General features: G+C 41.6%; 24 protein-coding genes and 3 pseudogenes. 3 read left to right on the forward strand and 24 right to left on the reverse strand.

Annotated elements, in window-relative coordinates; all coding sequences use genetic code 11:
• Nucleotides 1-6 precede the first annotated feature (6 nt).
• The 3 genes from NDM98_RS09110 to NDM98_RS09120 all read right to left on the reverse strand — a co-directional run bounded on the left by NDM98_RS09110 (nt 7) and on the right by NDM98_RS09120 (nt 2,867).
• Nucleotides 7-480 carry an 8-oxo-dGTP diphosphatase gene (locus tag NDM98_RS09110; protein WP_251606594.1) on the reverse strand — a complete coding sequence of 158 codons (474 nt, stop codon included), beginning with the start codon at nt 478-480 and terminating at the stop codon, nt 7-9.
• A 316-nt stretch (nt 481-796) separates the two neighbouring features.
• Nucleotides 797-1,741 (reverse strand): thioredoxin-disulfide reductase, encoded by a 945-nt coding sequence (gene trxB / locus NDM98_RS09115; protein ID WP_251606596.1) that lies wholly within the window; start codon nt 1,739-1,741, stop codon nt 797-799.
• 88 nt (nt 1,742-1,829) lie between these two features.
• Nucleotides 1,830-2,867, reverse strand: coding sequence for a tetratricopeptide repeat protein (locus NDM98_RS09120; protein WP_251606599.1), 1,038 nt, complete (start codon nt 2,865-2,867; stop codon nt 1,830-1,832).
• Nucleotides 2,868-3,177: 310 nt separating this feature from the next.
• Here NDM98_RS09120 and amaP point away from each other — a divergent pair, with 310 nt between their 5' ends.
• Genes amaP through NDM98_RS09135 form a run of 3 tightly spaced genes read left to right on the forward strand, consistent with a single transcriptional unit; the run spans nt 3,178 to nt 4,446 of the window.
• On the forward strand, nt 3,178-3,729 hold the full coding sequence (gene amaP, locus NDM98_RS09125) for an alkaline shock response membrane anchor protein AmaP (RefSeq protein ID WP_251606602.1): 552 nt from the start codon (nt 3,178-3,180) through the stop codon (nt 3,727-3,729).
• A 12-nt stretch (nt 3,730-3,741) separates the two neighbouring features.
• Nucleotides 3,742-3,951: a DUF2273 domain-containing protein gene (locus tag NDM98_RS09130; RefSeq protein WP_251606605.1), complete on the forward strand. Its 210-nt coding sequence runs from the start codon at nt 3,742-3,744 to the stop codon at nt 3,949-3,951.
• A 24-nt stretch (nt 3,952-3,975) separates the two neighbouring features.
• Nucleotides 3,976-4,446 carry an Asp23/Gls24 family envelope stress response protein gene (locus NDM98_RS09135; RefSeq protein ID WP_251606608.1) on the forward strand — a complete coding sequence of 157 codons (471 nt, stop codon included), beginning with the start codon at nt 3,976-3,978 and terminating at the stop codon, nt 4,444-4,446.
• Nucleotides 4,447-4,541: 95 nt separating this feature from the next.
• Here NDM98_RS09135 and NDM98_RS09140 read toward each other — a convergent pair whose 3' ends face one another.
• The 21 genes and pseudogenes from NDM98_RS09140 to NDM98_RS09240 form a co-directional block, all read right to left on the reverse strand.
• Nucleotides 4,542-5,228: an ABC transporter ATP-binding protein gene (locus tag NDM98_RS09140; protein ID WP_251606611.1), complete on the reverse strand. Its 687-nt coding sequence runs from the start codon at nt 5,226-5,228 to the stop codon at nt 4,542-4,544.
• Entirely contained in the window at nt 5,209-7,728 is a 2,520-nt protein-coding gene (locus tag NDM98_RS09145; RefSeq protein ID WP_251606613.1) for an ABC transporter permease family protein, read from the reverse strand. Before NDM98_RS09145 ends, NDM98_RS09140 begins: the two co-directional genes overlap by 20 nt.
• Nucleotides 7,729-7,908: 180 nt before the next feature.
• Complete coding sequence (gene hisIE, locus NDM98_RS09150) at nt 7,909-8,535, reverse strand: bifunctional phosphoribosyl-AMP cyclohydrolase/phosphoribosyl-ATP diphosphatase HisIE (protein ID WP_251606616.1); 627 nt, start codon at nt 8,533-8,535, stop codon at nt 7,909-7,911.
• Nucleotides 8,532-9,290 carry an imidazole glycerol phosphate synthase subunit HisF gene (gene hisF, locus NDM98_RS09155; protein WP_251606618.1) on the reverse strand — a complete coding sequence of 253 codons (759 nt, stop codon included), beginning with the start codon at nt 9,288-9,290 and terminating at the stop codon, nt 8,532-8,534. The genes hisIE and hisF overlap by 4 nt, the downstream gene beginning before the upstream one ends.
• A gap of 4 nt (nt 9,291-9,294) precedes the next feature.
• Nucleotides 9,295-10,029: a 1-(5-phosphoribosyl)-5-[(5-phosphoribosylamino)methylideneamino]imidazole-4-carboxamide isomerase gene (hisA, locus tag NDM98_RS09160; protein ID WP_251606620.1), complete on the reverse strand. Its 735-nt coding sequence runs from the start codon at nt 10,027-10,029 to the stop codon at nt 9,295-9,297.
• On the reverse strand, nt 10,022-10,663 hold the full coding sequence (hisH, locus tag NDM98_RS09165) for an imidazole glycerol phosphate synthase subunit HisH (RefSeq protein ID WP_251606622.1): 642 nt from the start codon (nt 10,661-10,663) through the stop codon (nt 10,022-10,024). The genes hisA and hisH overlap by 8 nt, the downstream gene beginning before the upstream one ends.
• Nucleotides 10,664-11,260, reverse strand: coding sequence for an imidazoleglycerol-phosphate dehydratase HisB (gene hisB / locus NDM98_RS09170; RefSeq protein WP_251606624.1), 597 nt, complete (start codon nt 11,258-11,260; stop codon nt 10,664-10,666).
• Nucleotides 11,253-12,535 (reverse strand): annotated as a pseudogene (gene hisD / locus NDM98_RS09175) (histidinol dehydrogenase). The gene hisB and the pseudogene hisD overlap by 8 nt, the downstream one beginning before the upstream one ends.
• 2 nt (nt 12,536-12,537) lie before the next feature.
• Nucleotides 12,538-13,170, reverse strand: coding sequence for an ATP phosphoribosyltransferase (gene hisG, locus NDM98_RS09180; RefSeq protein WP_251606625.1), 633 nt, complete (start codon nt 13,168-13,170; stop codon nt 12,538-12,540).
• Entirely contained in the window at nt 13,163-14,353 is a 1,191-nt protein-coding gene (locus NDM98_RS09185) for an ATP phosphoribosyltransferase regulatory subunit (RefSeq protein WP_251606626.1), read from the reverse strand. Before NDM98_RS09185 ends, hisG begins: the two co-directional genes overlap by 8 nt.
• Before the next feature lie 190 nt (nt 14,354-14,543).
• Nucleotides 14,544-15,731: a M20 metallopeptidase family protein gene (locus tag NDM98_RS09190; protein ID WP_251606627.1), complete on the reverse strand. Its 1,188-nt coding sequence runs from the start codon at nt 15,729-15,731 to the stop codon at nt 14,544-14,546.
• A gap of 14 nt (nt 15,732-15,745) precedes the next feature.
• The gene (locus NDM98_RS09195; RefSeq protein WP_251606629.1) at nt 15,746-16,951 is read right to left on the reverse strand and encodes a cystathionine gamma-synthase family protein; all 1,206 of its coding nucleotides are present in this window, start codon (nt 16,949-16,951) and stop codon (nt 15,746-15,748) included.
• 73 nt (nt 16,952-17,024) lie between these two features.
• Nucleotides 17,025-18,219 (reverse strand): annotated as a pseudogene (locus NDM98_RS09200) (M24 family metallopeptidase).
• Between the two features lie 257 nt (nt 18,220-18,476).
• Nucleotides 18,477-20,150, reverse strand: a complete 1,674-nt coding sequence (locus NDM98_RS09205) for a PucR family transcriptional regulator (protein ID WP_251609046.1) — start codon at nt 20,148-20,150, stop codon at nt 18,477-18,479.
• Nucleotides 20,151-20,566: 416 nt separating this feature from the next.
• A complete protein-coding gene (locus tag NDM98_RS09210) occupies nt 20,567-21,073 on the reverse strand; it encodes an acyltransferase (protein ID WP_251606631.1) in 507 nt (168 codons plus the stop codon).
• Complete coding sequence (gene ppaX, locus NDM98_RS09215; protein ID WP_251606634.1) at nt 21,070-21,717, reverse strand: pyrophosphatase PpaX; 648 nt, start codon at nt 21,715-21,717, stop codon at nt 21,070-21,072. Before ppaX ends, NDM98_RS09210 begins: the two co-directional genes overlap by 4 nt.
• 13 nt (nt 21,718-21,730) lie before the next feature.
• A pseudogene (lgt, locus tag NDM98_RS09220) lies at nt 21,731-22,563 on the reverse strand (prolipoprotein diacylglyceryl transferase).
• Between the two features lie 33 nt (nt 22,564-22,596).
• Nucleotides 22,597-23,532, reverse strand: coding sequence for an HPr(Ser) kinase/phosphatase (gene hprK, locus NDM98_RS09225; protein WP_251606637.1), 936 nt, complete (start codon nt 23,530-23,532; stop codon nt 22,597-22,599).
• 152 nt (nt 23,533-23,684) lie between these two features.
• Nucleotides 23,685-24,038 (reverse strand): phage holin family protein, encoded by a 354-nt coding sequence (locus NDM98_RS09230; protein WP_251606640.1) that lies wholly within the window; start codon nt 24,036-24,038, stop codon nt 23,685-23,687.
• Nucleotides 24,035-24,232: a PspC domain-containing protein gene (locus tag NDM98_RS09235; RefSeq protein ID WP_251606643.1), complete on the reverse strand. Its 198-nt coding sequence runs from the start codon at nt 24,230-24,232 to the stop codon at nt 24,035-24,037. Before NDM98_RS09235 ends, NDM98_RS09230 begins: the two co-directional genes overlap by 4 nt.
• Nucleotides 24,233-24,298: 66 nt before the next feature.
• On the reverse strand, nt 24,299-25,390 hold the full coding sequence (locus NDM98_RS09240; RefSeq protein ID WP_251606646.1) for a DUF4097 family beta strand repeat-containing protein: 1,092 nt from the start codon (nt 25,388-25,390) through the stop codon (nt 24,299-24,301).
• Nucleotides 25,391-25,452 lie beyond the last annotated feature (62 nt).

Here is a 25,452-nt window from a genome sequence, read left to right on the forward strand (position 1 = left end):
TCCTATTTATGATTTTGGAGCTTGAGACGGATCCAAGCGTGAGCGCAATAGTTTATAATCAGGCGTATAATAGAACGTACCATATTGAATACCTGTTCCATTTAACGCGTGACCGATAATCGATTGATCTCCTTCGGCCATTATAAGCGTAGCAACCTCTTTACAATCCCACCACTTGAGCTCACCTTCAGGAGATTGCGATAGTAACGAACCTGAATAGTCTACGGCTTTAAAAGTAAACAACATCCATTCAGACACCGTTTCCCCGTTTTCTTCTATAACAATGGTGTATACTCCGTTTAATTCGGGATGAATAACTGATAAACCTGTTTCTTCTCTAAATTCTCTAGTTGCAGATTCTTTTATTGATTCTCCTGATTCCATCTTGCCACCAGGAGCCACCCACCAACCCCGGCTCGGCTTTTGTAAAAGTAGGATCTGACCATCTTTTATAACTGCACAGTTTGTAACCCTTTGCAATTGAATCACCTCATTATCTATACATCATAAGTATACAATTATTTTATGACTGCTACAATTATTCGGATGCTCTTATAGACCTTTTGGCACAAAAAAAGGGCACGAGCTTTTCGGAGCTCGTGCTAAAGATATATAAAAAGGGGGTCAATTACTTAAACATAGTGTAACAGTTTTATATTTCATGATTGTTACAGAATGATTAAGAGCGAATTACGAAACCCTGTCCCAACAAGGGTTTCAGCTCTCTTCATTTTTGAACACTGCATAAAACATACCGTCTTTTTGACTACTTTTTATACAACAGTTTGGCAATTCGTCACGGTTTGACTTTTTCAGCAAGACTTTCGATATAGTGTTGCACATTTTGCGCTGCAACACTTCCATCTCCTGTTGCCGTAACAATTTGACGTAAAGATTTCTCACGAACATCTCCAACTGCAAAAATTCCTGGAATTTTTGTTTCCATCTCTTCATTTGTTACGATATATCCTTCTTCATTTAAGATACCCAAGTTTTTAACACTTTCGTTAAGTGGAAGAAGTCCGATATAAATAAAGACACCATCTGCTTTAAATTCAGATACTTCATCGGTTTTTGTGTTTTTAAGCTTCACACTTCCAACTTTTCCGCCGTCTTCTTGAATATCTGTTACAACATGATTCCAGATAAACTCAACTTTATCATTGTCAAACGCACGTTGCTGAAGAATCTTTTGCGCTCGTAGCTCATCACGTCTATGAATGACCGTTACTTTAGAAGCGAATCGAGTTAGGTACACAGCTTCTTCAACTGCTGAGTCTCCCCCACCAATCACAACTAGCTCACGGTTTTTAAAGAACGCTCCATCACAAACGGCACAATAGGAAACTCCACGTCCTCCAAGTTCCTTTTCACCAGGCACACCGATCTTCTTGTACTCAGCACCTGTTGTAACAATGACCGCTTTTGCACGATACTCTTTTGAACCGGCAATGACTCTTTTTGTGTCGCCTTCATCTATAATTTCTTTAATATCTCCATATGCATACTCAGCACCAAATTTTTTGGCATGATCAAACATCTTTGTCGAAAGATCTGGTCCTAAAATATGATCAAAACCAGGATAGTTTTCAACTTCTTCTGTATTAGCCATTTGACCACCTGGAACGCCACGCTCAAGCATTAATGTACTTAGCTGCGCGCGAGATGTGTATACAGCTGCTGTCATGCCAGCTGGACCTGCTCCGGCTATAATAACGTCATAAATGGTTTCTTCACTCATTTTCGTACCCTCCTAAACTACACTTTACATCTTATGTGCTTCTATCGTATCCAAACCAGGCAATCCTGTCTATTGATTTGCTCAGAACTCATTCTGGCCACAAACGATAGTTTACATCCTCTTGCTTAAGACTAGCAAAGCTTGCTAATCGTTGCTCACTTTTAGTATATCCTTTTTTCATTGCTTTTCTCCAAAGCACTTCTGCTCGCTCTGGTTTTCCTAATTTATATTGGGCAACTCCACGGCAATCATACAACTCTGGAAACATGTCGAACGTTAATGAATCAACCTCTGACAATCTCTTCTCCGTTTCCTGATATTCACCAAGTGCGCAGAGTACTCGCGCTAGTTTTAAGAAATGATCCGTGTCAATCGGATATACTTGACACAGTATTTTTGCATAACGATCAGCCCGGATGATATCACCAAGCTCTTGGTTAAAAATAGCCAAATTACACAAGGCAAACAGATTACCCTTATCTTCCGTCAGGACTTTTTCTGAGATGGTAAAAGCTTGATTCTTTTGACCAGAACGGAAATAGGCCTCTGCTAAATGATTATAGGCAGCCAAGCATGTTGGATGATCTTCAATCATTTCTTCTAAAACAGGAATAGCTTGCTGTGGCTTATTTTGCTTTAAAAAAGACCCCGCTGTTGTATGTCCTGAAATCAGATTTTCAAGCTCTTCTGATTCATCTTCCATAACCAGTTCTTCCTCTTTCAACATTTCAAGAAGGTCTTCTGCCCCTTCTAAACGATTATCCTCTGTTGTTAGTGTTAAGTACGCCTTTACTGACTGCTCAGCTAAAACAAACTGTCCGAGATAGGCATAATTGTTTGCCATAAAAAAATGGCACTCAGGATATTGGTCTTCTGTGTCATGTAATACATCACGCAGAATGTCATTTGAGCGCTCATATTCGTTTAACTCTGACAAAACTGCTGCCAGTTGAATCTGAAAGACTGGTTCTTTATCTGTAAGCTTCACCGCTCGTTCAAACAACGTAACAGCTCGCTTTAAGTTTTTCTTCTTATATGCATCAATGCCTCTATGAAAGAAATAATCCCCATTCTGTAGGAATGGGATAACATTGGAATGTTTTTTTCGATAAACCGATACATCCATATAGACTGCGTTCCCTCCAGATGTCTTCTTTATGCTTGTCCAGTATACATCATCTGTATAGAAAATGGGAGAGAAGCGGGTTGAATCATTGACAATATAGCGAAAAATGTACTATTGAAACAGCCTATTAGAAATTAGTTCGATTTTATCAGGTTTTTAGTTGTCAGGAGTTTCCATGTTTTAACTCCATTCAATTCGGAAATAGTATGCTCAGAGACGGTGCACCCTCTCAAGATTAAACATAACGCAAATAGATAAAGTATCCTTTCGTAATTGAGTGAGAAGCTTTATTTAGAAAGGAAGCGAGAATGTGAACCTGGCCATTCGTTTTATTATAGGCATCTATGCATTTCTCACCCTTTTGATAACAGGAAGTGTTTTGCTAGATGTAACGGCAATCTATGAACCTATCAACGAGTTGTTAGCTATACAGCAAACAAACGAAATTTACTGGATTATCATTGGTGTTCTTTCATTTGTAGCCGTAGTATCACTAATCCTCTTCCTTTCATCTTTTAAGAAAAGGGAGAGATCCCAAAGCAAATATCAATCTCCTACTGACATAGGTGTGATTGGCATTTCAAAGGATTCGATTGAATCAACTGTTTTAAGAATCATTAGAAGATTTGAAGGAATTCGCTCTGTAGATGTTGATTCAAGCATTTCTAAAAAAACTCAACAAGTAACTGTATCTGTTTGTTATTCTCCTTTTGGACCACATCCAGTTCAGGAGAATGCAAAAAAGCTTCAAGAAAGTGTCAAAATGGAGCTTGAGAAATGGTTAGAGATTCCTGTAAAAGAAGTAAAAGTACTTGTAAAAAATCAATCCAATCCAACAAAAAAGCGGGAACGCGTCATTTAAGGAGGAAGCGCCATGAATCAAGAAACGTTCATGCGCTATCGTGGGCGCATCCTAGGGCTACTGATTGCCATCGTTTTCAGTATTCTTTTTCTCACGATTGGCTTAGGGTATTCGTTAGCTGTAGGAATTTTTGTTCTACTAGGTTTTCTGATCGGTAAGTGGATCGACGGCGATTTAAATGTACATGCCTATATCGATGCATTATTTACAAAAAGAGATTGATTTAAAAAAAGGGAGATGTATCAAATGGAAAAGAACATACAATCAACTGAAAAGACAACAGCACAATTAGAAAAAGAACAGCATGATCAAACGAGTCAAAATGAAAATCGCGAAAGACTAACATATGATAATGAAGTAATCAAAAAGATTACGGCATTAGCAACAAACGAAGTGTCTGGCATTTTAGGTATGAGCGGAAGCCTCTTCCAAGGTGTGAGAGAAACATTCGGTGGCGACGAAAAAATCACAAAAGGTATTAGTGCTGATGTGGGAGAAAAGCAAGTTGCTATCGATATTGAAGTGTACGTAGAATATGGGAAAAACATCCCTAGCATTTATAAAGAAGTGAAAGAAAGCGTAAGTAAGAACATCCATAACATGACTGGACTAGAGCTTGTAGAATTCAACATGAATGTTGATGACGTCTACACTCGTGAGGAATTTGAAAGCAAACGAACGAACTCAAGCTCTCCAAATTCAGGTCGCGTTGAATAAGAGTTGAGCAGACTATTTACTAAATGGAAAAAGTCGAAATGGAGAGCTAGTATGCCATTTCGACTTTTTTACTTTCATAGTTTCGGTAAAAGAGATTATCCTCTTGTTTTCATACTTTCTTTTCTTCTTAACTCCCCATCACGCATTTCATACAGTATGTCACCAAATTGAGCTAACTCGGGGTCATGAGTCACAAGAACAACGGTCACTCCCTGTCGATGAATTTGCTTTATCGTTTCCATTATTTTATTACGATTTTCTAGATCTAAATTTCCTGTTGGTTCATCACATAAAAGCAGCTGCGGGTCATTCATCAACGCACGTGCAATCGCAACCCGTTGCTTTTCCCCTCCAGATAGTTGGGATGGCATATGATGTGACCTATGACTGAGTCCTACTGTTTCAAGAAGTTCTTTTGCTTTCCTCTCAATTGTTATTCTTGCTTGATAGGGCAGCAATGGAATCATGACATTTGTGAGCACATCAAACTGCTGAAACAGTTGGAAGTCTTGAAAGATGTAACCGAGATGGTTCCTGCGAAATTGGCGACGTTCTTCTTCTGAGGCAACCATCACATCTAATTGTCCTAATCTAGCATTTCCACTATCAGCTTTTTCAATAGCCGATAAGCACCGCATCAACGTCGTTTTTCCAGACCCGGATGGACCTGTAATCGTCAGCCAGCTCCCAGACTCGAGCACTAAATCAATGTCTCTTAATACACGAGTTGTTTCAATGCCTGATTGATAGGTTTTATTTAGATTATGAAGCTTGATACGCATGCTTGGTTCCCCCTTTTGTCGTAAGCCGATGTAATGTGTAGATCGTGAAACTTGCTGTTAACAGGATAAGAAGCAAAACAACTCCTAGTCCAGAGAGCATAGACACTGCGGTTATCTCAATTAAAAAAGTAGATGCGAGTAGACTGACAATCCATCCAGAGATCGTAGAAAAACTCGCCCACACCAACACCTCTTTGAGAAAATATGTTTTAATTGCCCGTTCTCCCCAACCTAGATAAAGAAACAATCGAATTTCTTGCTCTCGTTTTTTCCACAAACGAATAAGCGATTGATAGATGGTTAGTAAGCTTAACGCATACAATAAAATGATAATGAGAGTAAAAAGTCCTTCAATCTCTCCATGGATATACGTACCAAGTTTTGTTTGTGTCGTTCGCTCTATATTTTGCAGCAAGAAAAACGGGAGAAAACATGAAAGGATGGTTGTGAGAAAAAGTTGGATTCCTGATGCCAAGATACTAAAACGATAAAACCAGATATTTTGATTTGTGACCGTCTCTCCGCGTTTTTTCACTTGCACAGTCTTACGCTTTTGTAACCATTCAGCTACAAAAAATAAAAGCAGAATGATCAGACTAAATAGTATCGAAAATGAAAGCAGAAACCATTGCTCTCTAATAAACCCTAGTGAAATGAAACAGCCTAAAACAACCATCACCGGAGCACCAAGCATCCTCGCCCACTCTTTGTATCGTGTTTGTCGAATTTGTTTCTCAGACCAACCGAGTTTAGCCAGCAACTGCTCGTCTGCTTTTCGATCTGCAAGAAGATTAAAGAAGATAAAACTAACAAAGGTGAGAGCTACTAATGCATATAAAATGGTTAACGCGATTTGAAGTGCATTTATACTCGATCGTACTGTGTCTGCCGCTCCTAATGTGGTGAAGGATTGAATAACGTCACCAATGCCTTCAACTTGTACAGTTAATTCTTGCAACGAGGCACCTGCTACAATATCAACTGTAAATCCTGCCGCCTCCCACTCTGATGCTAAATCTCGGATAAGAGTAGCAGCATCGTCGTCGTAGCCTGTAATACCTGCCACTTTTACACGGATGGCATCAATTGGGGTTTCGCCTTTTAGTTTTTCAGCCCATTCCATTGATAACAAACCATGTGCGGGAGTGGTCACAAAGCTACCAGGGATCGCAGATGGATGTAGTTTTATTGATGGATCTGCAGCCAAGTGAGGTTGTGCTCGACCATAAATACCAAGTGGAGCAGACGCTAATGTATCGACATTTTCTTCGATTGAAAATGTACCGTTTTCATAGAATTCAAAGATATCTTCCTCGTTTAACGGCACGTTAAATTCATCGACCTCAAAAAATTCCTTTTCCGTCATTTGACGATATATTGGCGCTTGGTAATGCTTGTCCTCACTAATTTGTTCTACATAAAGAGTTGTATCGTCTATCATTTGATAAGAAATAGGCTCAAGTTGGTAGCCAATTCGTTGAGAAAAATAGTTTATAGTCCCTCCGAATTTATTATCTCCGATGCCTGAAAGCAGATTCATATCTTCATCAACAAAAAGCAGTACTTGATTAAACGGGGATTGTGTTTCTCGCGGGATGATCTCATATATCTCTTCCTGCTGATATCGTTGAGTAAAAATATATTCCTCTGTAATGGCCTGATAAAGTTCAGGATCTTTAAATTCTGTATATCCAGAAGACCCATCAATAAATTTACTTTTTATCTCCTGCCATTCTTCTGCACTGTAGTTATGTAATGGATCAATGGTTAACTTTATAGATACCGGGGGTGATGCCTCTGACAAACTCATGATAGGAAGAGAGAATTCTCCATCCTCATAAGAATCATAATCATAGACCTTGTCAGTAAGCGCTTTAAAATCAAACCCTACTAATTTTTCCTCTTCTGATGGATCGATTGCAACCACTTGGTGATAGGTATCTGGGAATTTAAATGACGCCATATCCCCGCCCATGAACGCATTCCAAACGTCAATTGTAGAAGCATATCTCGATATACTTACATCCGTTTCTTCGTGGAAAAAATCATAAACAAAAACGTCGTCATGATGTGTATACGTATGTACTCCATCAGTTGTTAAATACTGCACCGCATAATACATTGACGCTTCTTCATCTTTCTCCATGGTCCATGATCGTTCGCGAGATCTGAACAAACCTACCGCCGCCACAGGAGCGGCTATCTCCACCTGAGGATGTGCCTTCACTTCTTCCCATTGGCTCATCGAAATGCCGCCTGTTCCAACTCCAAGATAGTTTTCCTCGATGAGATTAAGCTCTTGTTCTAGCTGTGTTTGTGCCCCAGATGGCCGCAGTAAGATATCGTATGTACCTCTAGAAAAGTCAGTGATATCCTGTTTCACCTGTTTGTTTGCATCAACAAGTGCGGAGAAGCTGTATGAGAGCGTGCTTAGGATTAACGTTAAAACGATCATAATACCAATCACTGCTTTTTTGCTATAAAGATTAAATCCAACCAAAAATACATCCCCCTTATTTTAGAAAAATCAATATATTCTCTGTTACATAATTTAATATATATACCATTTTCTAAGACAAGTATATCGAATGGGAAAATCTATATAAAAAGTTAAGAAACTCATATAATATTCTTTAAATAAAAAAGACAGCCCCAACTGAGGCTGTCTCATTTCTTTGCGCTATTCATGTCTTGCTTTTAATATATCTGTAACTTCACTAAAGGAAACTTTCTGCTCCCGAAGTAACACAAACAGATGATACAAGAGATCGGCTGATTCGTTTGTTAGTTCCTCACGATCGCGATTTTTGGCTGCGATGATGACTTCTGACGCTTCCTCGCCAACTTTCTTCAGGATTTTATCTACACCTTTTTCAAAGAGATAGGTTGTGTAAGCTCCTTCTGGCATTTCGGCTTCACGTTCAGCAATAATTCGCTCTAGTTCAGTAAGGATGGCAACAGAGCTTGTTTCATCCGCTTCTACCTTTTGATCTAGTAGAGAGTCGGAGAAGCAGGTGTAGCTTCCTTTATGGCAAGCCGGTCCTTCTGGAACCACTAATACAAGTAAGGCGTCTTGATCACAGTCATAGCGAATATCTTGAATAGACTGCGTATTTCCTGTAGTTTCTCCTTTGTGCCATAGTTCTTGTCTTGAACGACTATAAAACCAGGTTTGTTTCGTTTCAATTGATTTTGTTAGAGATTCTTGGTTCATGTAGGCAAGAGTTAGGACTTCTTTGCTTGCTGCGTCCTGAACGATTGCTGGTACAAGGCCACGATCATCAAATTTCACGGATTCTAGATTCATCGAATAGACAGTCCTTCCCCTTTTAGATAACTCTTAACTTCAGCCACAGATGTTTCTTTATAATGGAAGATAGAGGCTGCAAGTGCGGCGTCCGCTCCAGCTTCGTTAAATGCTTCAAGAAAATGTTCTTGGTTTCCGGCACCACCAGAAGCGATAACAGGAACGGAAACAGCGTCTCCTACTTTTTTAAGGAGTGGTACATCAAAACCTGTTTTTGCGCCATCCTGATCCATACTCGTTAATAGGATTTCTCCTGCTCCTAGCGAGACGGCATGTTTTGCCCAATCCGCCACTTCCCATTCGGTTGCTTTTCTCCCACCATGTGTATAAACACGCCAAGAACCAAGCTCCTCATCGTATTTGGCATCAATGGCAACAACCATACATTGTGCGCCAAAGAAGTCTGCACCTTCCTTTATCAACTCTGGTCGAACCACCGCAGCTGTATTCAGCGATACTTTATCGGCTCCGGCACGCAGAACACGTTTCATGTCTTCAAGTGTACGTATGCCTCCACCAACAGTAAACGGAATCGCCAACTTGCCAGCTACTTCTTCAACCACTTCAATCATCGTCTCATGCCCTTCATGAGACGCAGAGATATCAAGAAACACGAGCTCGTCTGCCCCTTGTCCATCATAAAAAGCAGCTAGTTCAACGGGGTCTCCAGCATCACGCAACCCAACGAATTGAATGCCTTTGACAACACGCCCTTCTTTGACATCTAAACACGGAATGATACGTTTGGTTAGCATCAGCCTACCCCCTTCTCTGCAAGGCTTCTTTAAGAGTGAATTGATTGGTATAAAGGGCTTTACCTACAATCGCTCCAGCAATACCAGAGGATTGTTTAGCAGCTAACTCATCTAAATCATCAAGTGAACTAACTCCACCTGAGGCAATCACCTTGGCACCACTAGCTATGGCAAGTGCTTCAATCGCTTCTGTATTCGGTCCTGATAACATGCCGTCACGAGCAATGTCTGTAAAAATAAAGATCTCGGCTCCAAAACGAACCATTTCACGAGCGAGCTCCTCGGCTTTGACTTCAGACGTTTCAAGCCAGCCTTCTGTCGCAACATACCCGTTACGAGCATCAATACCAATCACAATTCGTGCCCCGCCATATGTAGCAAGCATTTCTTTTGCGAATGCTGGATTTTGAACAGCAACACTTCCAAGGATGACGCGGTCTACGCCATGATCAAGATAATAAGCCACATCTTCGGCTGAACGGATACCTCCACCAATTTGTACTTTGGCTTTTAACTCTTTGGCGACACGGATCACGTGTTCATGATTCACACGTTTTTTTGCTTTTGCACCATCTAAGTCAACCATATGAATCCATTCGGCACCTTCTTCGGCAAAGGTTTTTGCCATATCAAATGGAGAATCTCCATATACCGTCTCTTGATTGTAGTCACCTTGAAGAAGTCGAACACATTTGCCATCTCTCATATCAATAGCTGGATAAATAATTGATTCAGTCATGTAGTTTCACCCCTTTTTCAACCAATTGACCAAAGTTTGTAAGTAGATCCATGCCCACCACACTGCTTTTTTCCGGATGGAATTGTGTGCCTACTACAGATCCTCTGCCAACAATCGCGGGTACATCTTGGTGATAATCAGAAGTAGCTAATAAGATTTGCTTGTCCTCTGTTTGAACGACATAGGAATGCACAAAGTACACATAGCCTTGCTCAACATCGTTTAGGAGTGGGTGTTGTTGATGAAATTGAAGTTGGTTCCAGCCCATATGTGGAACTTTATACGAGCTTCCATCTTCCATTTGACCTTGGAATTTAACCACTTTACCTGGCAGCAGGCTGAGACCTTTTGTTTGGCGGTGCTCTTCGCTTTCTTCAAATAGGAGCTGCATCCCAAGACAAATACCCATAAGTGGTTTGCCGTCTGCTGCCCACTGGCGTAGAAACTCAGCTTTACCAGACTCATTCAAAATGTCCATTGCATCTGGAAACGCGCCAACTCCAGGAAGTAATAAACCATCTGTTGTTTTAAGCACGTCTAGATCATCTGAAATAACATAAGGCAAACCTATGCGCTCCATTGCTTTGCTAACACTGTGCAGATTACCCATGCCATAATCAACAATTCCGATCATCTACAACATTCCTTTCGATGAAGGTACTCCTTTTACACGCGGATCAATGAGTGTCGCTTCATCCAACGCTCGTGCCAACGCTTTGAAAACCGCTTCGATCATGTGGTGTGTGTTGTGTCCGTAATGCACAATCACATGAAGATTCATACGTGCTTCCAACGCAAACTTCCATAGAAATTCGTGGACAAGCTCTGTATCAAATGTACCTACCTTTTCAGACGGAAATTCGGCTCTAAACTCTAGATGTGGTCGGTTGCTTAGATCCACAACAACCTGAGCAAGGGTTTCATCCATTGGAATAAAGGAATTCCCGTATCGCTTGATTCCCTTTTTGGAACCTAGTGCGTCCTTCACTACCTGACCAAGGCAAATGCCGATATCTTCAGTGGTGTGGTGATCATCTACGTCTGTGTCTCCGTTTGCTTGCACAGATAAGTTAAACTGACCATGTTTAGCAAACAGATCAAGCATATGATTCATAAATGGTACACCCGTATCAAGTTCAGTCGTACCTTCTCCATCTATATCAAGCGACAACTTAATTTGCGTCTCACCAGTATTACGTTCAATTTCTGCATAGCGTTTTTCTTCACTCATCTGAATCATCTCCTAAACGTATCTCCACTGCACGGGCATGTGCTTCAAGTCCTTCTAGGCGAGCAAGCGTTGTGATCGCGTCGGCTTGAGCAACAAGCGCTTCTTTTGAATAAGACAAGACACTCGATTTTTTCACAAAATCATCCACACTTAGCGGACTTGAAAAGCGAGCAGTTCCTTCTGTTGGTAACACATGATTGGGTCCTGCAAAATAATCACCAACCGGTTCTGTTGTATAAGGTCCTAAGAAAATGGCTCCAGCATGACGAATTTTGCCTAGCTGTTCCAGCGGATTTTGAACAATGATCTCCAAATGCTCTGGTGCCAGTTGGTTCACTGTACGAATCGATTGTTCTAAACTTTCCGTAAGATAAATGACACCCTGATTTTCAATAGAAACGCGGGCAATCGCTTCTTTAGGCAAGGTTTGAAGCTGAACCTCCACTTGCTCCGACACTGCATCTGCAAGTTTTTCTGAATCAGTCACTAACACAGCTGTTGCTAACTCATCATGTTCAGCCTGAGATAATAGATCGGCCGCGACATGAGAAGGAATCGCTGTGTCATCAGCCAGCACCGTTATATCACTCGGTCCAACGATCATATCAATATCCACAACACCATACACAGCACGCTTAGCTAAGGCTACAAAAATGTTTCCAGGACCCGTAATTTTATCAACGGGTGCAATTGTTTCTGTACCATACGCTAATGCTGCTACTGCTTGAGCACCACCAATTTTATAGATCTCTTTGACACCAAGCTCATGTGCAGTCACAAGCACTCCTGCTGGTAGCTGACCGTTTTTCTGAGCTTGGTGAAACCATCGCAATCTCAGGTACACCTGCCACCTGCGCTGGGACAACGTTCATGATAATACTTGAGGGATAAGCCGCCTTGCCTCCTGGAACATAGACACCTACTCGATCGAGTGGCGTCACTTTTTGTCCCAAGCATCACGCCGTCTGGATTAGTTGTCATCCATGACTGGCTCACCTGTCTTTGGTGAAAATCACGAATACGATTGATCGCTTCTCGGATTGCAGCTAGTACATTTGGCTCTATGTGCTTATAGGCTTCATCTAATTCTGCCTGCTTAACCTTTAACTGAGATAGATCTGCTCCATCAAGCTCACGAGTTAAGCTAAATAATGCGTTGTCACCTTGCTCACGAACTTGTTTGATGATCCCCGCAACGATTTGCTGTTCTTTTTCTTTACCAGCTTCAACTGTTCGTTTGATGGTAAAGGCTTCATCCACTTTTACAATTCGCATGCTTAACCCTCCTCTACCACGTCAAACAATCGTTCAACCATCTTATCTATTCGTTCTGCTTTCATTCGATAGCTAACAGGATTCACAATAAAACGTGATGTAATTGGCTCTATTGTCTCAAGTTCAACGAGACCGTTTTCTTTTAAGGTTTGACCTGAGGAGACGATATCAACAATCCGATCAGCTAAACCAATTAGCGGAGCAAGCTCGATCGACCCATTTAATTTGATAATTTCAACCTGCTCCCCCTGCTTTTTAAAATAATGAGCAGCGAGATTCGGGTATTTAGATGCTACCTTAGGGTTAATGTCTTTTTTCTGATATCCAGGTAAACCTGCAACAGCCATATAACATTCACTAATTTTTAGATCTAATACTTCATACACATCTCGTTCTTCTTCAATCATGACATCCTTACCAGCGACACCAACATCGGCTACACCATGCTCAACATAGGTTGGTACATCCATTGGTTTTGCGAGAATAAACCTGAGCTCTTCCTCTGGCACCTCTATAATCAGTTTTCTCGAATCATCAAATTCATCAGGCAGGTTATATCCAACCCGTCGCAAAAGATTGACGGCTTCTTCAAAAATTCGCCCTTTTGGCATCGCAATCGTTAATTGATTACTCATCTGCCTGACCTCCTTGCTTTGACTTACCTATGACGTAAACAATCTCATCGTATTCTTCGCTCATTTGGTCCACGTTTGTGATACCTGCCAAATCTTGAAGGACGACAATTTCTCCCTCAGTTCTCAGATCGCGGGCCTTTTGAATCGCTTCAGCACGGCGCTCTCGACTGAAAATGACACATGAGCGCCTTTCATGCGGAGCTGATTGACCAATGGCTTCAGCTAAAAGATCCAGTCTAACGCCAAATCCAATGGCTTGAGCCGGACGGTTAAACTGTTGTAATAATTCATCATAACGTCCTCCACTTCCAAGCGGCACACCAAGCTCCTGGCTATATACTTCAAAAACGGTTCCAGTATAATAGCTCATGTGAAGCACTAAGTTGAGGTCGATGGTAATAAATGATGATAGCCCATAATCCTCTAACACAGCCCATAGCTCGCGCAGTTCTGTTAATGCTGCCTTGCCTTGAGCGGATTCAACCAGTTTTTCTGCATCATTAAATAAGTCACTGCCCCCACGAAGCTTAAGCAGACCTTCTAATCTTTTTTTATCAATAGAAGAGAGCTGCAGCCCTTTTACATGAGAACGAAATCCAACATAATTTTTTTCATATAAATAACGGCGAAGCACCTCTGCTCGCTCTTTATTTCCTACAATATCAATCAGCAAGGCATCCACAAAGCCTACATGACCAATCGCCAGTTTAAACTGTTCAAGTCCTGTTCGTTTTAGCGACTCAATCATAAGCGCAATGGTTTCTGCATCCGCACTGACCGTTCCATCTCCAATTAGCTCTGCTCCAACCTGTTCAAACTCTGCCGGACGCCCACCATCATGCTGCTGTGCCCTAAATAAATGAGAGTGGTAACCAAGTCGGATTGGATAAGCTTCATTTTTTAAACTAGAAGAAACAAGACGTGCGATTGGTGCCGTCATATCAGGACGAAGCACCAATGTGTAGCCTTGACTGTCCATTAGCTTAAACAGCTGCTGATCCAAAATGGCTGACGCGGCACCAATCGTATCGTAATATTCAACTGTTGGAGTCTCTACCATTTGGTAGCCCCATTGCTTCATCTCATCTGCCATTTCTGTTCTTAGACGCTTTTTTGTTTCATATAACTCTGGCAATGTATCTCTCATGCCAAGAGGTTTCTCAAACATGAATAGCTTTGACATTATTCTCTGCACCCCAATACACATATGGTCTCAAGTTACGCTCATTATATCATATCGTTTTGCTTTAGTTCGCTAAATCAATAGCGAGGTAAAGGATTCAATATTAGTTTACATGCCCCTTATAGAAGCGTCAACCATTTCTACCTATCATTTTTGTACGAAAAAAAAGAAGGAAAGCGAAGAGTGTTACTCAACGGATTCCTTCTTTCTGTACATATTGAATGGCGAACTCTGCAAGGATTGCCGCACCAATTGCTAAACAGTCTTCATTGATATCAAAATTCGGTGTGTGCAAATCCCGAACAAGCCCATCAGGCAAGGCACAGCCAAGGAAAAACATCGTTCCCGCTGCCTTTTTCGTCATATAAGCAAAGTCTTCTCCACCCATTCCAAATGGAGCGTGATTGATTTTCATCTCAGGATAAAGTGAGTGCACGGTTTGTATTAATCTCTTATTCATATCGGGATCATTATATAAGGCCGGTTCCCCGCGAATCACTCTGCATTCACCTTTTCCACCAAGTTGATCAGCTAGTGTAAAGGCGTCACGAACATGCTTGTGAAGTGTATCTCGCGTTTGTTCCTTATAAGCACGTATCGTTCCTTCGATTGTCACCTTATTGGGGATGATGTTGCTTGCATGTCCAGCTTCTATTTTTCCAACACTGATAACGGCTGGATCAAGCGCTGAAATACGGCGGTTGACGATGCCATACAAGGTGTCCAACACCTTACTCATCATCCAAATCGGGTCAGTTCCAAAATGGGGATAGGCCCCGTGACCACCTGTGCCTTCAATTGTTCCTTTAAAGACATCTACACTCGCCATACTTGGTCCATCATTCACTTGGATCTCACCAACTGGCAGCCATGGACACATATGTAGGGCAAGCACAGCATCGACATTTTCTAATACACCTTCTTCGATCATATACACAGCACCTGATCGCCCGGAATCATCAATTTCTTCTTCTGCCGGCTGAAACATAAACAGGATGGTTCCGCTCCACTCGCCTTTACGCAGCTCATCTGTGATTAAGTGAACCGCACCAAGCAAAATAGCCGTATGTGCATCATGTCCACATGCGTGCATCACTCCGGTGTTGCTGGAGGCATAAGCATGCTCGTTCTCTTCTTGAATGGGGAGAGCATCTATATCCGCACGTAATGCGATAGTAGGACCCTCTCCAGTAGAAAAGCGTCCCACCACACCATGACCTGCAACCTCTGTTTGCACCTCAATTCCAGGGATGTTATTTAAGATAGTGGCGACATACTCCCCTGTCTTTTTTTCTTGGAAACTTAGCTCAGGAAACTGATGAAACTGTCTACGCCACACGCTGATCGAATCGGCAATCGCTTCTGCGTGAGTAACCATTGAGTGCTTCTTCATTAAGCTTTTACAGGTGTTCCAACTGACTCAATGGCTTGTTTAAAATCAGCAAGGATATCCTCAGCATCTTCAATACCGCACGAAACTCGAATCAGCCCTTCTGGAATACCCATCGCAGCTCTCTCCTCAGGTGTACATTCCACATGACTTGTTGTTCTTGCTGGTCCAACCGTTGTTTCAACTGCACCAAGATTAGCCGCACGATTGGCAAATTCAAGCTTAGGTAATAGCTCACGCACCGTATCAACCCCTCCTTTTACAGAAAAGCTCAACATGCCGCCAAAACCTCTCATCTGTTCACGCGCAATCTCGTGGTTTGGATGAGTCGATAAACCTGGATAAAAGACAGATTCAACAAGATCGGATGTTTCAAGAAACTTTGCTAGTTTCATCGCATTTTCAGCCTGGCGTTTTACGCGAAGATCAAGTGTTTTCATTCCTCTCAGCAGGAGATAGGCAGCCCATGGGTCCATCGTTGCCCCATTAATTTCACGATAATGATAGATTGCCTCCACCAAGGACTCATCATTACCAACGACTACACCTCCAAGTGCATCAGCATGCCCACCGAGAAATTTAGTTGCACTATGAATCACAAGATCAGCACCTAGTTCAAGCGGATTTTGATTCACAGGAGTTGCAAATGTATTATCAACAACAACTAGTGCTCCGACCGCTTTTGCAGCTTGTGCCGTTCGTTTAATATCGGTGATTTTAACCGTTGGATTGGTTGGGGTTTCTAAATAAAGAAGCTTACAGCCTTTGGCAACTTCCTGCTCAATCTGAGCGTGATTTCCTGTTTCACAGAAAACAACCTCAATCTGAAGCTTGGGCAAAAATTCGGTGAACAGCTTATTTGTGCCACCATACGTGTCCTTAATCGTCACAACCTTATCTCCAGGAAATAAAAATGTATACAGTGTGTTACTAACCGCAGCCATGCCTGTAGAAAAACTTGTACCAGCTACTGCGTTCTCAAGCACCTTTACCTTATCCTCAAACGCCTGAACGGTAGGATTGGTATTTCGCCCATAGATATGACCCTTTTTCTTGCCAATCGCCACATCGTACCATTCATCCATATCATCATAACCAAACGCAACACTTGGGATGACCGGGACTTGCGTTGCTCCATGAACCAGATACTCTTTTTCTCCTCCCCATACTGCTTTTGTGCCGACTCTAGCTTGATCAAATTTACTCATATAATCTCTCCTCTCTATTAGTAAAGCTCTACATGTAAAGAAGGCCCGATAAGGAGCCTTCTTCGTTATTTCATTAGGATGCTGAGTGAATGTTTGGATGTTTTGTAAAAAGCTCTCGTGGAAAGTTGGCGAACGTTTCACACCCGGTTTTTGTGACACGAATCGATTCACTAAGCTCCACCCCAAAGCTGTCAAACCACATGCCAGGAATCACATGGAAGGTCATATTCTCTTGAATGATGGTTTTGTCTCCTTTTCGAAGGCTTGCCGTATGCTCGCCCCAATCAGGTGGGTAATTTAAGCCCATTGAATAACCAAGTCTTGATTCCTTTTCAAGGCCATGCTTAGCAATGCTCGCTCTCCAGACAGCTTCAACTTCTTCACACGTCACACCAGGTTTGACAAAATGTAGCGTCTCATTTAATCCCTCGATCACAATTTTGGAGAGATCCGCAATTTGTGCAGTTGGTTGCCCCACTACTAACGTTCTTGCTAACGGGCTATGATAACGTTTATAACAGCCCGCTATTTCCAAGATGACCGTTTCACCTTGTTTATACGTACCATCAGTCCACGTCAAATGCGGAGTTGCCGTTTTAATGCCTGAAGGCAACAGCGGAACAATGGTTGGATAGTCACCACCATACGCTTCTGTTCCTGAGATCTGAGCCTGATAGATGGTAGCCGCTACATCACATTCCCGAACTCCAGCCTGTACTGCATCAATCCCTGCTTGCATCGCGTGTTCAACAATAACCGCTGCCCTTCTCATATATTCAATTTCTTGATCGGATTTAATTAAGCGGACATAATTGACTAAATTTGTTGCATCCTTAAACTGCGCATGAGGCAAATGTAGTTTCAAGTGCTCAAAGCATGCGGCAGTGAAATAGTACTGATCCATTTCAACACCAATCACGCGATTCCCCTGACCAATCTCCGTTAAAATTTGTGCCGCAAAATCCATTGGATGTTTTGTCAAAGACTGAACATAATCATCAGGGTACGGAATGATATGATCATGGTGCAGCCATGCCGTTTGTTTTGCCCCATTTGCATCTTGAGAACGCCCAATCCAAAGTGGTTGGTCCTCATCAATAATCACCACAACCATTTGATGCACATAAAAGGACCAAGCCGTCATATCCAGTTAGATAATTCATATTAGCCGGATCACTCAAAAGAAGAACATCAATACCTGATGCCTCCATCCTTTGTTTTGTTTTCTTGATTCTCTCTTGGTATTCTTCCATTGTGAATGAAAGCATCATGATTCCTCCTTTTAATATCCCAAAGCTTTTGAAACGGGTTTTTATTTAATTGTTTGAATATTTAAAGTATATGCAATAGGACAGGCAATGTTCAATGAATAAAGTGTAAGAAAATATCAGCCCAATTGTAGTCAAAATAGCAACAGATTGAGTTTGTAACCGGATCCAGTCGACATTCTGGTGATTATTTGTAGATAATCTAACAACAAAAAAAGAAGTAGACATATATACCTGTCCACTTCAATCTAAACGTATTACCCTTTTTCTACTACCTGCAAATGCCATATCCGTATACTGAGCTCCAGTAAAAAGACATCATCCGGATTAGCCAATGACAACTGCGTTAATGATTCAATTTTTCGTAATCTATACAAGAGTGATTGTCGATGCAGATGGAGCACACGAGCGGTCTGACTCACTTTACTTTGATTTCGATGATACGTTGTAAAGGTGCCAATCAAATCCATATTTCGTTGCTGGTCATACTGGTAAAGCGGCTTGATGATATCCGTTACCACATCTCGCAACTCTGGATATTCTCCCATCGCTTGCAGTACTCGATCCACACGTGTATCGGAATAAAAAACGCGGCGTGAAATATCCTTTCTCCTTTTACCAATATGCAGAGCTTGATTTGCCTGCTCAAAACTTCGACTAAAAGAAAAGGTCGTTTCAGCACCATCACCAACTCCCCAAAACATGTCGACACTCGGCAAAAGAGTGATCAAACGTCGGTTCATTAAATCAAGAAAACTATGAACCGTTTCCCGTCCAGCCTCTTCGGTGATTTCTAAAAAAATGATGATCTGACTAGCTTGAAAGGTCGCCATTGCTTTACGTTTGATTGATTTTGCTACATGAAGAACTTCTTCCTCAATATAATGAGCCATACTCCGCATCCAATCATTTTGTGTAGCTGATGACTCCCCCGATTGAAACATCTGCTTCATATCATTTGGATAACCCACAATTGCAACATAAGGTAGCTCCAGATTGTAACCTAACGTTTGTGCTCGTGTTAGCATCTCTTCATTCGTATGAAAATGATCCTTTGCTAACTCCCAGACAAAGTGATCCTTTACTTTTGCCTCTGCTTCAAGCACCGCATTCTCTCGCAGGAACCAAAATGCAGAGGCCGTCACAACGTGCTCCAATATAATAAACACTGCTGCCGGAACCATAGACTGATCCTTAGCTAGAATACTATAAACATAGCCTTGAATATTGTTACTGGACTGTGCAATAGGAAGACGCAGAAACGAACCTGCCTCACACGTTCCCAACTCAACTTTTGTCAGTAGCGGATGATCTTGCTCTTCAAGTGGTCGAGCCAGTTGATTTGCTTGCTCTTTAAAAAGCGTTGACCATTTCTGCAACTCATTTGCATCTACTTCACTTGAACCTTTTAATCCACCATTTTTATCAGTTAAATAAACAGGAGCTCGAAGCTGTTTTGCTACATGCTCTGCAAGCTGAGAAAGTGTCGCCCCCTCAAGCACCATCGAAAGCAATTCCTGTTGTATACTTTGCAATTCATGAATATAACCCTGCTTTAAATCAGTAATTTTTTGAGTAATGGACTGAGTCACATCCGCAAAGCGAATTTCCCACGGTAGAAAAACGATTGGAAAATCGTGCTCCTCTGCCATATCCACACAACGATCACACAGCTCAACAATATATTTTCCGGTAGCTACCCCTAAACCAGAAGCCCCCGATTGAATAACATCTTGAACAAACTCATAAAAATCCTGAGGAGCCTGCGCATAGCCAATGCCCGTCGTCAGCACCATCTCATTCTTCCGCACAAAATTCTCAACGGGCGCTTCTGTAATCGACACCCACTCCACAACTCGTTCATCTAAACTAGACGATGCCGTTTGAACAACAGACGGTTCCATAATCTCAAGATCTACCACATCCCGCATGGTCAGCACCAATGTCCCCTCCCCCTAAAGCACAACTCTCTTACTCAGTAGTTCTTTATTAATAGACTAATACCCTTTTTTGCTGACGGATAGTCTTGAGTAAGTGGGTGGGAGAGTGGATGGGGGGAGGTGGACAGGGGGAGTTTTTGAGCGCCGGAGCTTGATTTTTGCGCGTTGGATTGGATTTTCGCGCATTTTTCGGATTTTCGCGCACCGACCTCCCTTTTCCGCGCACTTTCCAAGTTTTCGCACATTTTCAAGTTTTCCGCGCACTCGCTCTCCTTTCCCGCGCATTTTCAAGTTTTCCGCGCACTCGCTCTCCTTTCCCGCGCATTTTCAAGTTTTCCGCGCACCGACTTCGCTTTCCCGCGCACCCCACACTCCACCCCAAAACAAAAAAGCACAGCAGCTATCTGCTATGCTTCTTGTTCTGGTTCTGGCAACTGCTTGATCACCTGCATTGGGTTTCCACCTACAAAGGTATACGGTTCGACATCTCGATGAACTAAGGTGCACGCTGATACCACTGCTCCATTGCCAATGGTTACGCCTGGTAGGATGGTGGTATTAGCTCCAATCATCACTTCGTCACCGATGATTATGTCACCTAAACGATATTCTTTAATCAAATATTCGTGAGCTAATAATGTGGTGTTGTAGCCAATGACCGAGTTACGACCAATTGTGATTCTCTCTGGAAACATTATGTCCATCATAACCATTAAGGCAACGGCTGTTTCTTCGCCAACTTTCATTCCTAGCCCCCGGCGATAAAGCCAGTTTTTCACTTTTAGCCAAGGTGTATAGCGTGCCATTTGAATGACGATAAAATTCCGCATGACCTTCCAAAAAGGAACAGTTTTATAAATATGCCATAAGGAGTTGGCCGACGGAACCGGATAGCGTTCCGTATTCCGACTCACGACTGTGTCACTCCAACGATTTCAAGTAAATCATCCATCGTATTCAATACATAATCTGGGTTAAATGAACGCAGGTATTCTTCACCCTTAATGGCCCATCCAACAGCAGCCGTAGTAACACCTGCATTGTGCCCGGCTAAGATATCATGTGAGTTATCGCCGACCATAATGGCTTCTTCTGCTGTGGAACCTAAAGCGTCTAGCGCTTTTTGGATCGGTTCTGGATCGGGTTTTGCATTAGAGACATCATCTAAGCCAATCACAACGTCAAAAAATTGATCCAGTCCTTTGAGCTTCAAGCCCATTTGAGCCGTTTGATTTTTTTTCGTAGTCACAATCGCTAGCTTATAGCCTAACTCATGCAGCTTTTTAATTCCTTCATAGACTCCTGGGTAGTCTTCCACAAGCTCATCATGATGCTTGTGATTGTGCTCGCGGTACACTTCGATCATCTCTTCCCAACGCTCCGGATCAATGGAACGGAATGTATCTTGAAGTGTGGGACCTATAAAAGGCAAGATCATCTCACGCGTATACTCATTTGGACGAAATTGATCCAATGTATGAGTAAAAGAAGCGATAATGAGTTCATTTGTATTGATAAGTGTGCCATCTAAGTCAAATAGCAGAGTTGTTTTTGTCATCGAACCGTCCTCTCTACTTCTTTTTTTTCGTCGTTCCATCCTGATCAAGGTAGCCAGGAGGATTCACTTTTACACGTCGGTAAAGGATTAAGGCAATGGCTCCAGCTACTAAGATAGCGGAAAGTAATTGAGCCACTCTAAGTACATCTCCAATTAGCAGGTAATCTAGTCGTATACCTTCGATAAAGAATCGAGCAATGGAATACCAGATAACATAGCCAAGGAAAAGTTCACCTTCACGTAAATTGACACGACGTAACCATAATAAAAGGGCTACACCGATAAAACTTAAAATCGATTCGTATAAGAAAGTTGGATGATAATAGGTTCCATTAATGTACATCTGATCAATAATAAAGGTTGGCAGATGAAGTCCTTCAAGAAAACCTCTTGTCACTTCTCCTCCATAAACCTCTTGGTTCATAAAATTACCCAACGTCCGATTGCTTGCCCAAGTAAAATACTAGGCGCAGCCACATCAGCCAGCTTCCAGAATGAAATTCCTCGTTTACGAGCAAAAATGACTGCCGTAATAACCGATCCAATTAATGCGCCATGAATGGCGATGCCGCCTTCCCATATGTAAAACACTCGAATCGGATCATCAGCAAACTGATCCCATCTAAAAATAACATAGTAGATACGCGCGGAAATAATCGCAATAGGCAGAGCAAACAATAGAAGATCTGCAAAGATATCCTTTGGTAACCCTCTTTTTATACTTTCTCTTGAGGCTAGCAAATACCCTAACAACACACCTAAGCCAATAATGACCCCGTACCAATAAATAGTGAATGGTCCTATTTCAAAAAACACTCGATCTAATGCTTGTACATTTTCATTCATTTGAACACCTCATTTTTTTGACAACATTATCAGTTAATATTCGTCACGGTCGCCATCTTGAATAACTTCTGTTAGGCGTTCGGAAAACTCTTGTGCTGCATTAAAACCTAAACGCTTTAATCGGAAGTTCATTGCCGCAACTTCGATAATAACAGCTAGGTTTCGTCCTGGTCGAACAGGAACCGTTAATTTTGGTATCTCCGCATCAAAGATTTTAAGTGTTTCTTCATCTAAACCTAGGCGGTCATAAGCCTTACCTTGATCCCAGTTTTCTAAATTAATACACAAACTAATTCGTTTAAATGGTCGAACCGCCCCCGCACCAAAAAGCGTCATTACATTAATAATACCCAGTCCACGTATTTCAAGCAAATGACGGATTAGTTCAGGTGGATGTCCAACTAAGGTATCTTCATTTTGCTGCCTAATTTCAACTGAATCATCGGCAACTAAACGGTGGCCCCTTCTCACTAAATCAAGGGCTGTTTCACTTTTACCCACTCCACTACTACCGGTAATCAATACACCAATTCCATAAATATCAACAAGTACACCATGCATTGCTGTCAGCGGAGCAAGACGCCCTTCAAGGAAATTAGTTAATCGACTACTTAGTTGTGTCGTTGTATGTGTAGATCTTAATACTGGTACACCGATTTCTTCAGCTGCTTCCACCAACTCTTTAGGTGCTTCCAGTCCCCTAGATAAAATAACACCGGGTGTATCATATGTACATAATTTCAGCATTCTCTCTTTTTTCTCTTGGTCACTTAACTGTTTAAAAAAAGATAACTCCGTACGTCCAATTAATTGCAGTCTTCGAGCTGGGTAATACGTAAAAAAACAAGCCATTTCAATGCCTGGACGCGAGATATCACTTGTTGTGATCGGACGGTATATGCCTTCCTCACCGGCTACTAATTCAAATTGAAACTTCTCTAACAGATCATTCGCTGTTACTTTTGCCATTCTGTCCAACCCCTTCAGCAAGCTTCATTCATTTCACCATCTACTCACCCATTTTAGCACGTTTTAGGTCGAAACATTCAAGCTTCCTATTTTTTTAGTTTCAAAAGGAAAAGGATACATCATATAAGCTGATGTATCCTTTTATATAGCTCTTATGAGTTGGCTGATTTGATTGGGTTAATAAGCAATGTTTGAAAAATCGTTAAAATGATTGAAGCAAGCAATGCTAAGCCAAAACTACTGATTGTAAACGAATCACCCATAAACCATGATGCCAAATATAATGTGATACCGTTAATGACAAGTAGGAACAAACCTAACGTCAGAATAGTTGCTGGTAAGGTAAGAACAATCAAGATTGGTCGAATGGTCACATTTAATATCGCTAGTATAAAGCTAGCGATAAAAGCAGCACCATACCCAGAGATATTCACACCGTCAAACAAATACGCAATCAATAATAACACAAATGCATTTAAGACAAGACTTACAATAAATTTAATCATTCACTTACATCCTCTTCATTTGGCACGATGAGTGCCATCACAATATAAACAATCACAGCACCACCTGAGGTGAAAATAGCTGCCAAAGCCCAAATGATACGTAAAATAGAGACATCAAAGTTATACTGCTCAGCCAAACCTCCACAAACGCCAGCTACTTTCCGGTCATTCTGAGATCGATACAATTTTTTCATCTTGAGACCCTCTTTCTATCTAAAGCAATCCGCCAGTCCGTAAACTGGCAGATCTTTTTTACTTTCTTATACTAAATCTTTTGCCTTGATCGAGCCAGTATTAGAAACTGCACTTACTTTTACCCTTGGAGTGGAGCTAGAATTCCCAACAAAATGAAGCAATCGATTTGCAAAATCCTTTTTCTCCTCAAGCACTTCATAATCAGCCATGTCATTTGAGAAACTTCCAACATTTGTCTTGAACTTTCCTTCAAGACGAATGCTTGGAGCTACTTTCACATGAATCGTTCCAGTTGTTGTTTTTAATTCTGCAAAACCGGCTTCATCCAAAGAGTTTAGCTCATAGGTAAGGGTTCCGTTGATTGCTTCAATGTCAGCATCCTGCACTTTTCCGCTCACATAGACGGCACCATTTAACGTTTTTGCATCAACAAGATGAATGTTTGATTCCTTTAGATGAATGCTTCCATTCACCGTTTCAACATTCGCCTTCTTGGCTTGAACACCTTCAAATGATAATGCGCCATTTAATGTGTTCACTTCAAGTGTATCTACTTTAAGATCAGCTGCCGATATTTCACCGTTAAAGCTATACAGCTTCACGCGATCGTAATCTGCTTTAGGCACATAGATGGTTGTTTTAATCTTAAGTGACTTAATTTTTGAACGGAACTGTAATTTACTATCTTCAAAAGAGAATGCTGTTTCTTGAAGAAAAATACGTCTCGCCTCTTCAGAATCCTTCACACGATACACATGAGCCTGACACTCAACACGGATATCGGACTCTTCCCATGGAACCAATGTAATAGATCCATTTTCTAATGAAACGTCAATGACACTTGGCGTTTCATTTCGATGGTGAAACGTGTGATCGACTACAACGTGTGAACCAAAATTAAAATCGAAATCAGCGTCCTTGATTTTCTTAAAAGCAGTTTCAACAAAGTCCGTAAATTTAGTTGCATACGTCCCAGCATCTGATTTGGCTTTTTGATCTCTAGACTCGTTTCCTTTTTCCCAATTCACTTCAGTTGAGAGCTGTGTGGAACTTGATGTTGATTCATCCTTTTCAATAGCTTGAAGCAGCTTAATTCCCTCTTCAGCCGTCACTTTTCCATCTTCAATCATCTTTAGGATCATCTTTTTCTCTTCCATACTTTCACTCCTCAATGTACGTTTAGTAGTAACCTTATGATTCTTACTAGTTTATACGTGCA

This window comes from Alkalicoccobacillus plakortidis (genome assembly GCF_023703085.1).
Lineage (GTDB): Bacteria > Bacillota > Bacilli > Bacillales > Bacillaceae_D > Alkalicoccobacillus > Alkalicoccobacillus plakortidis.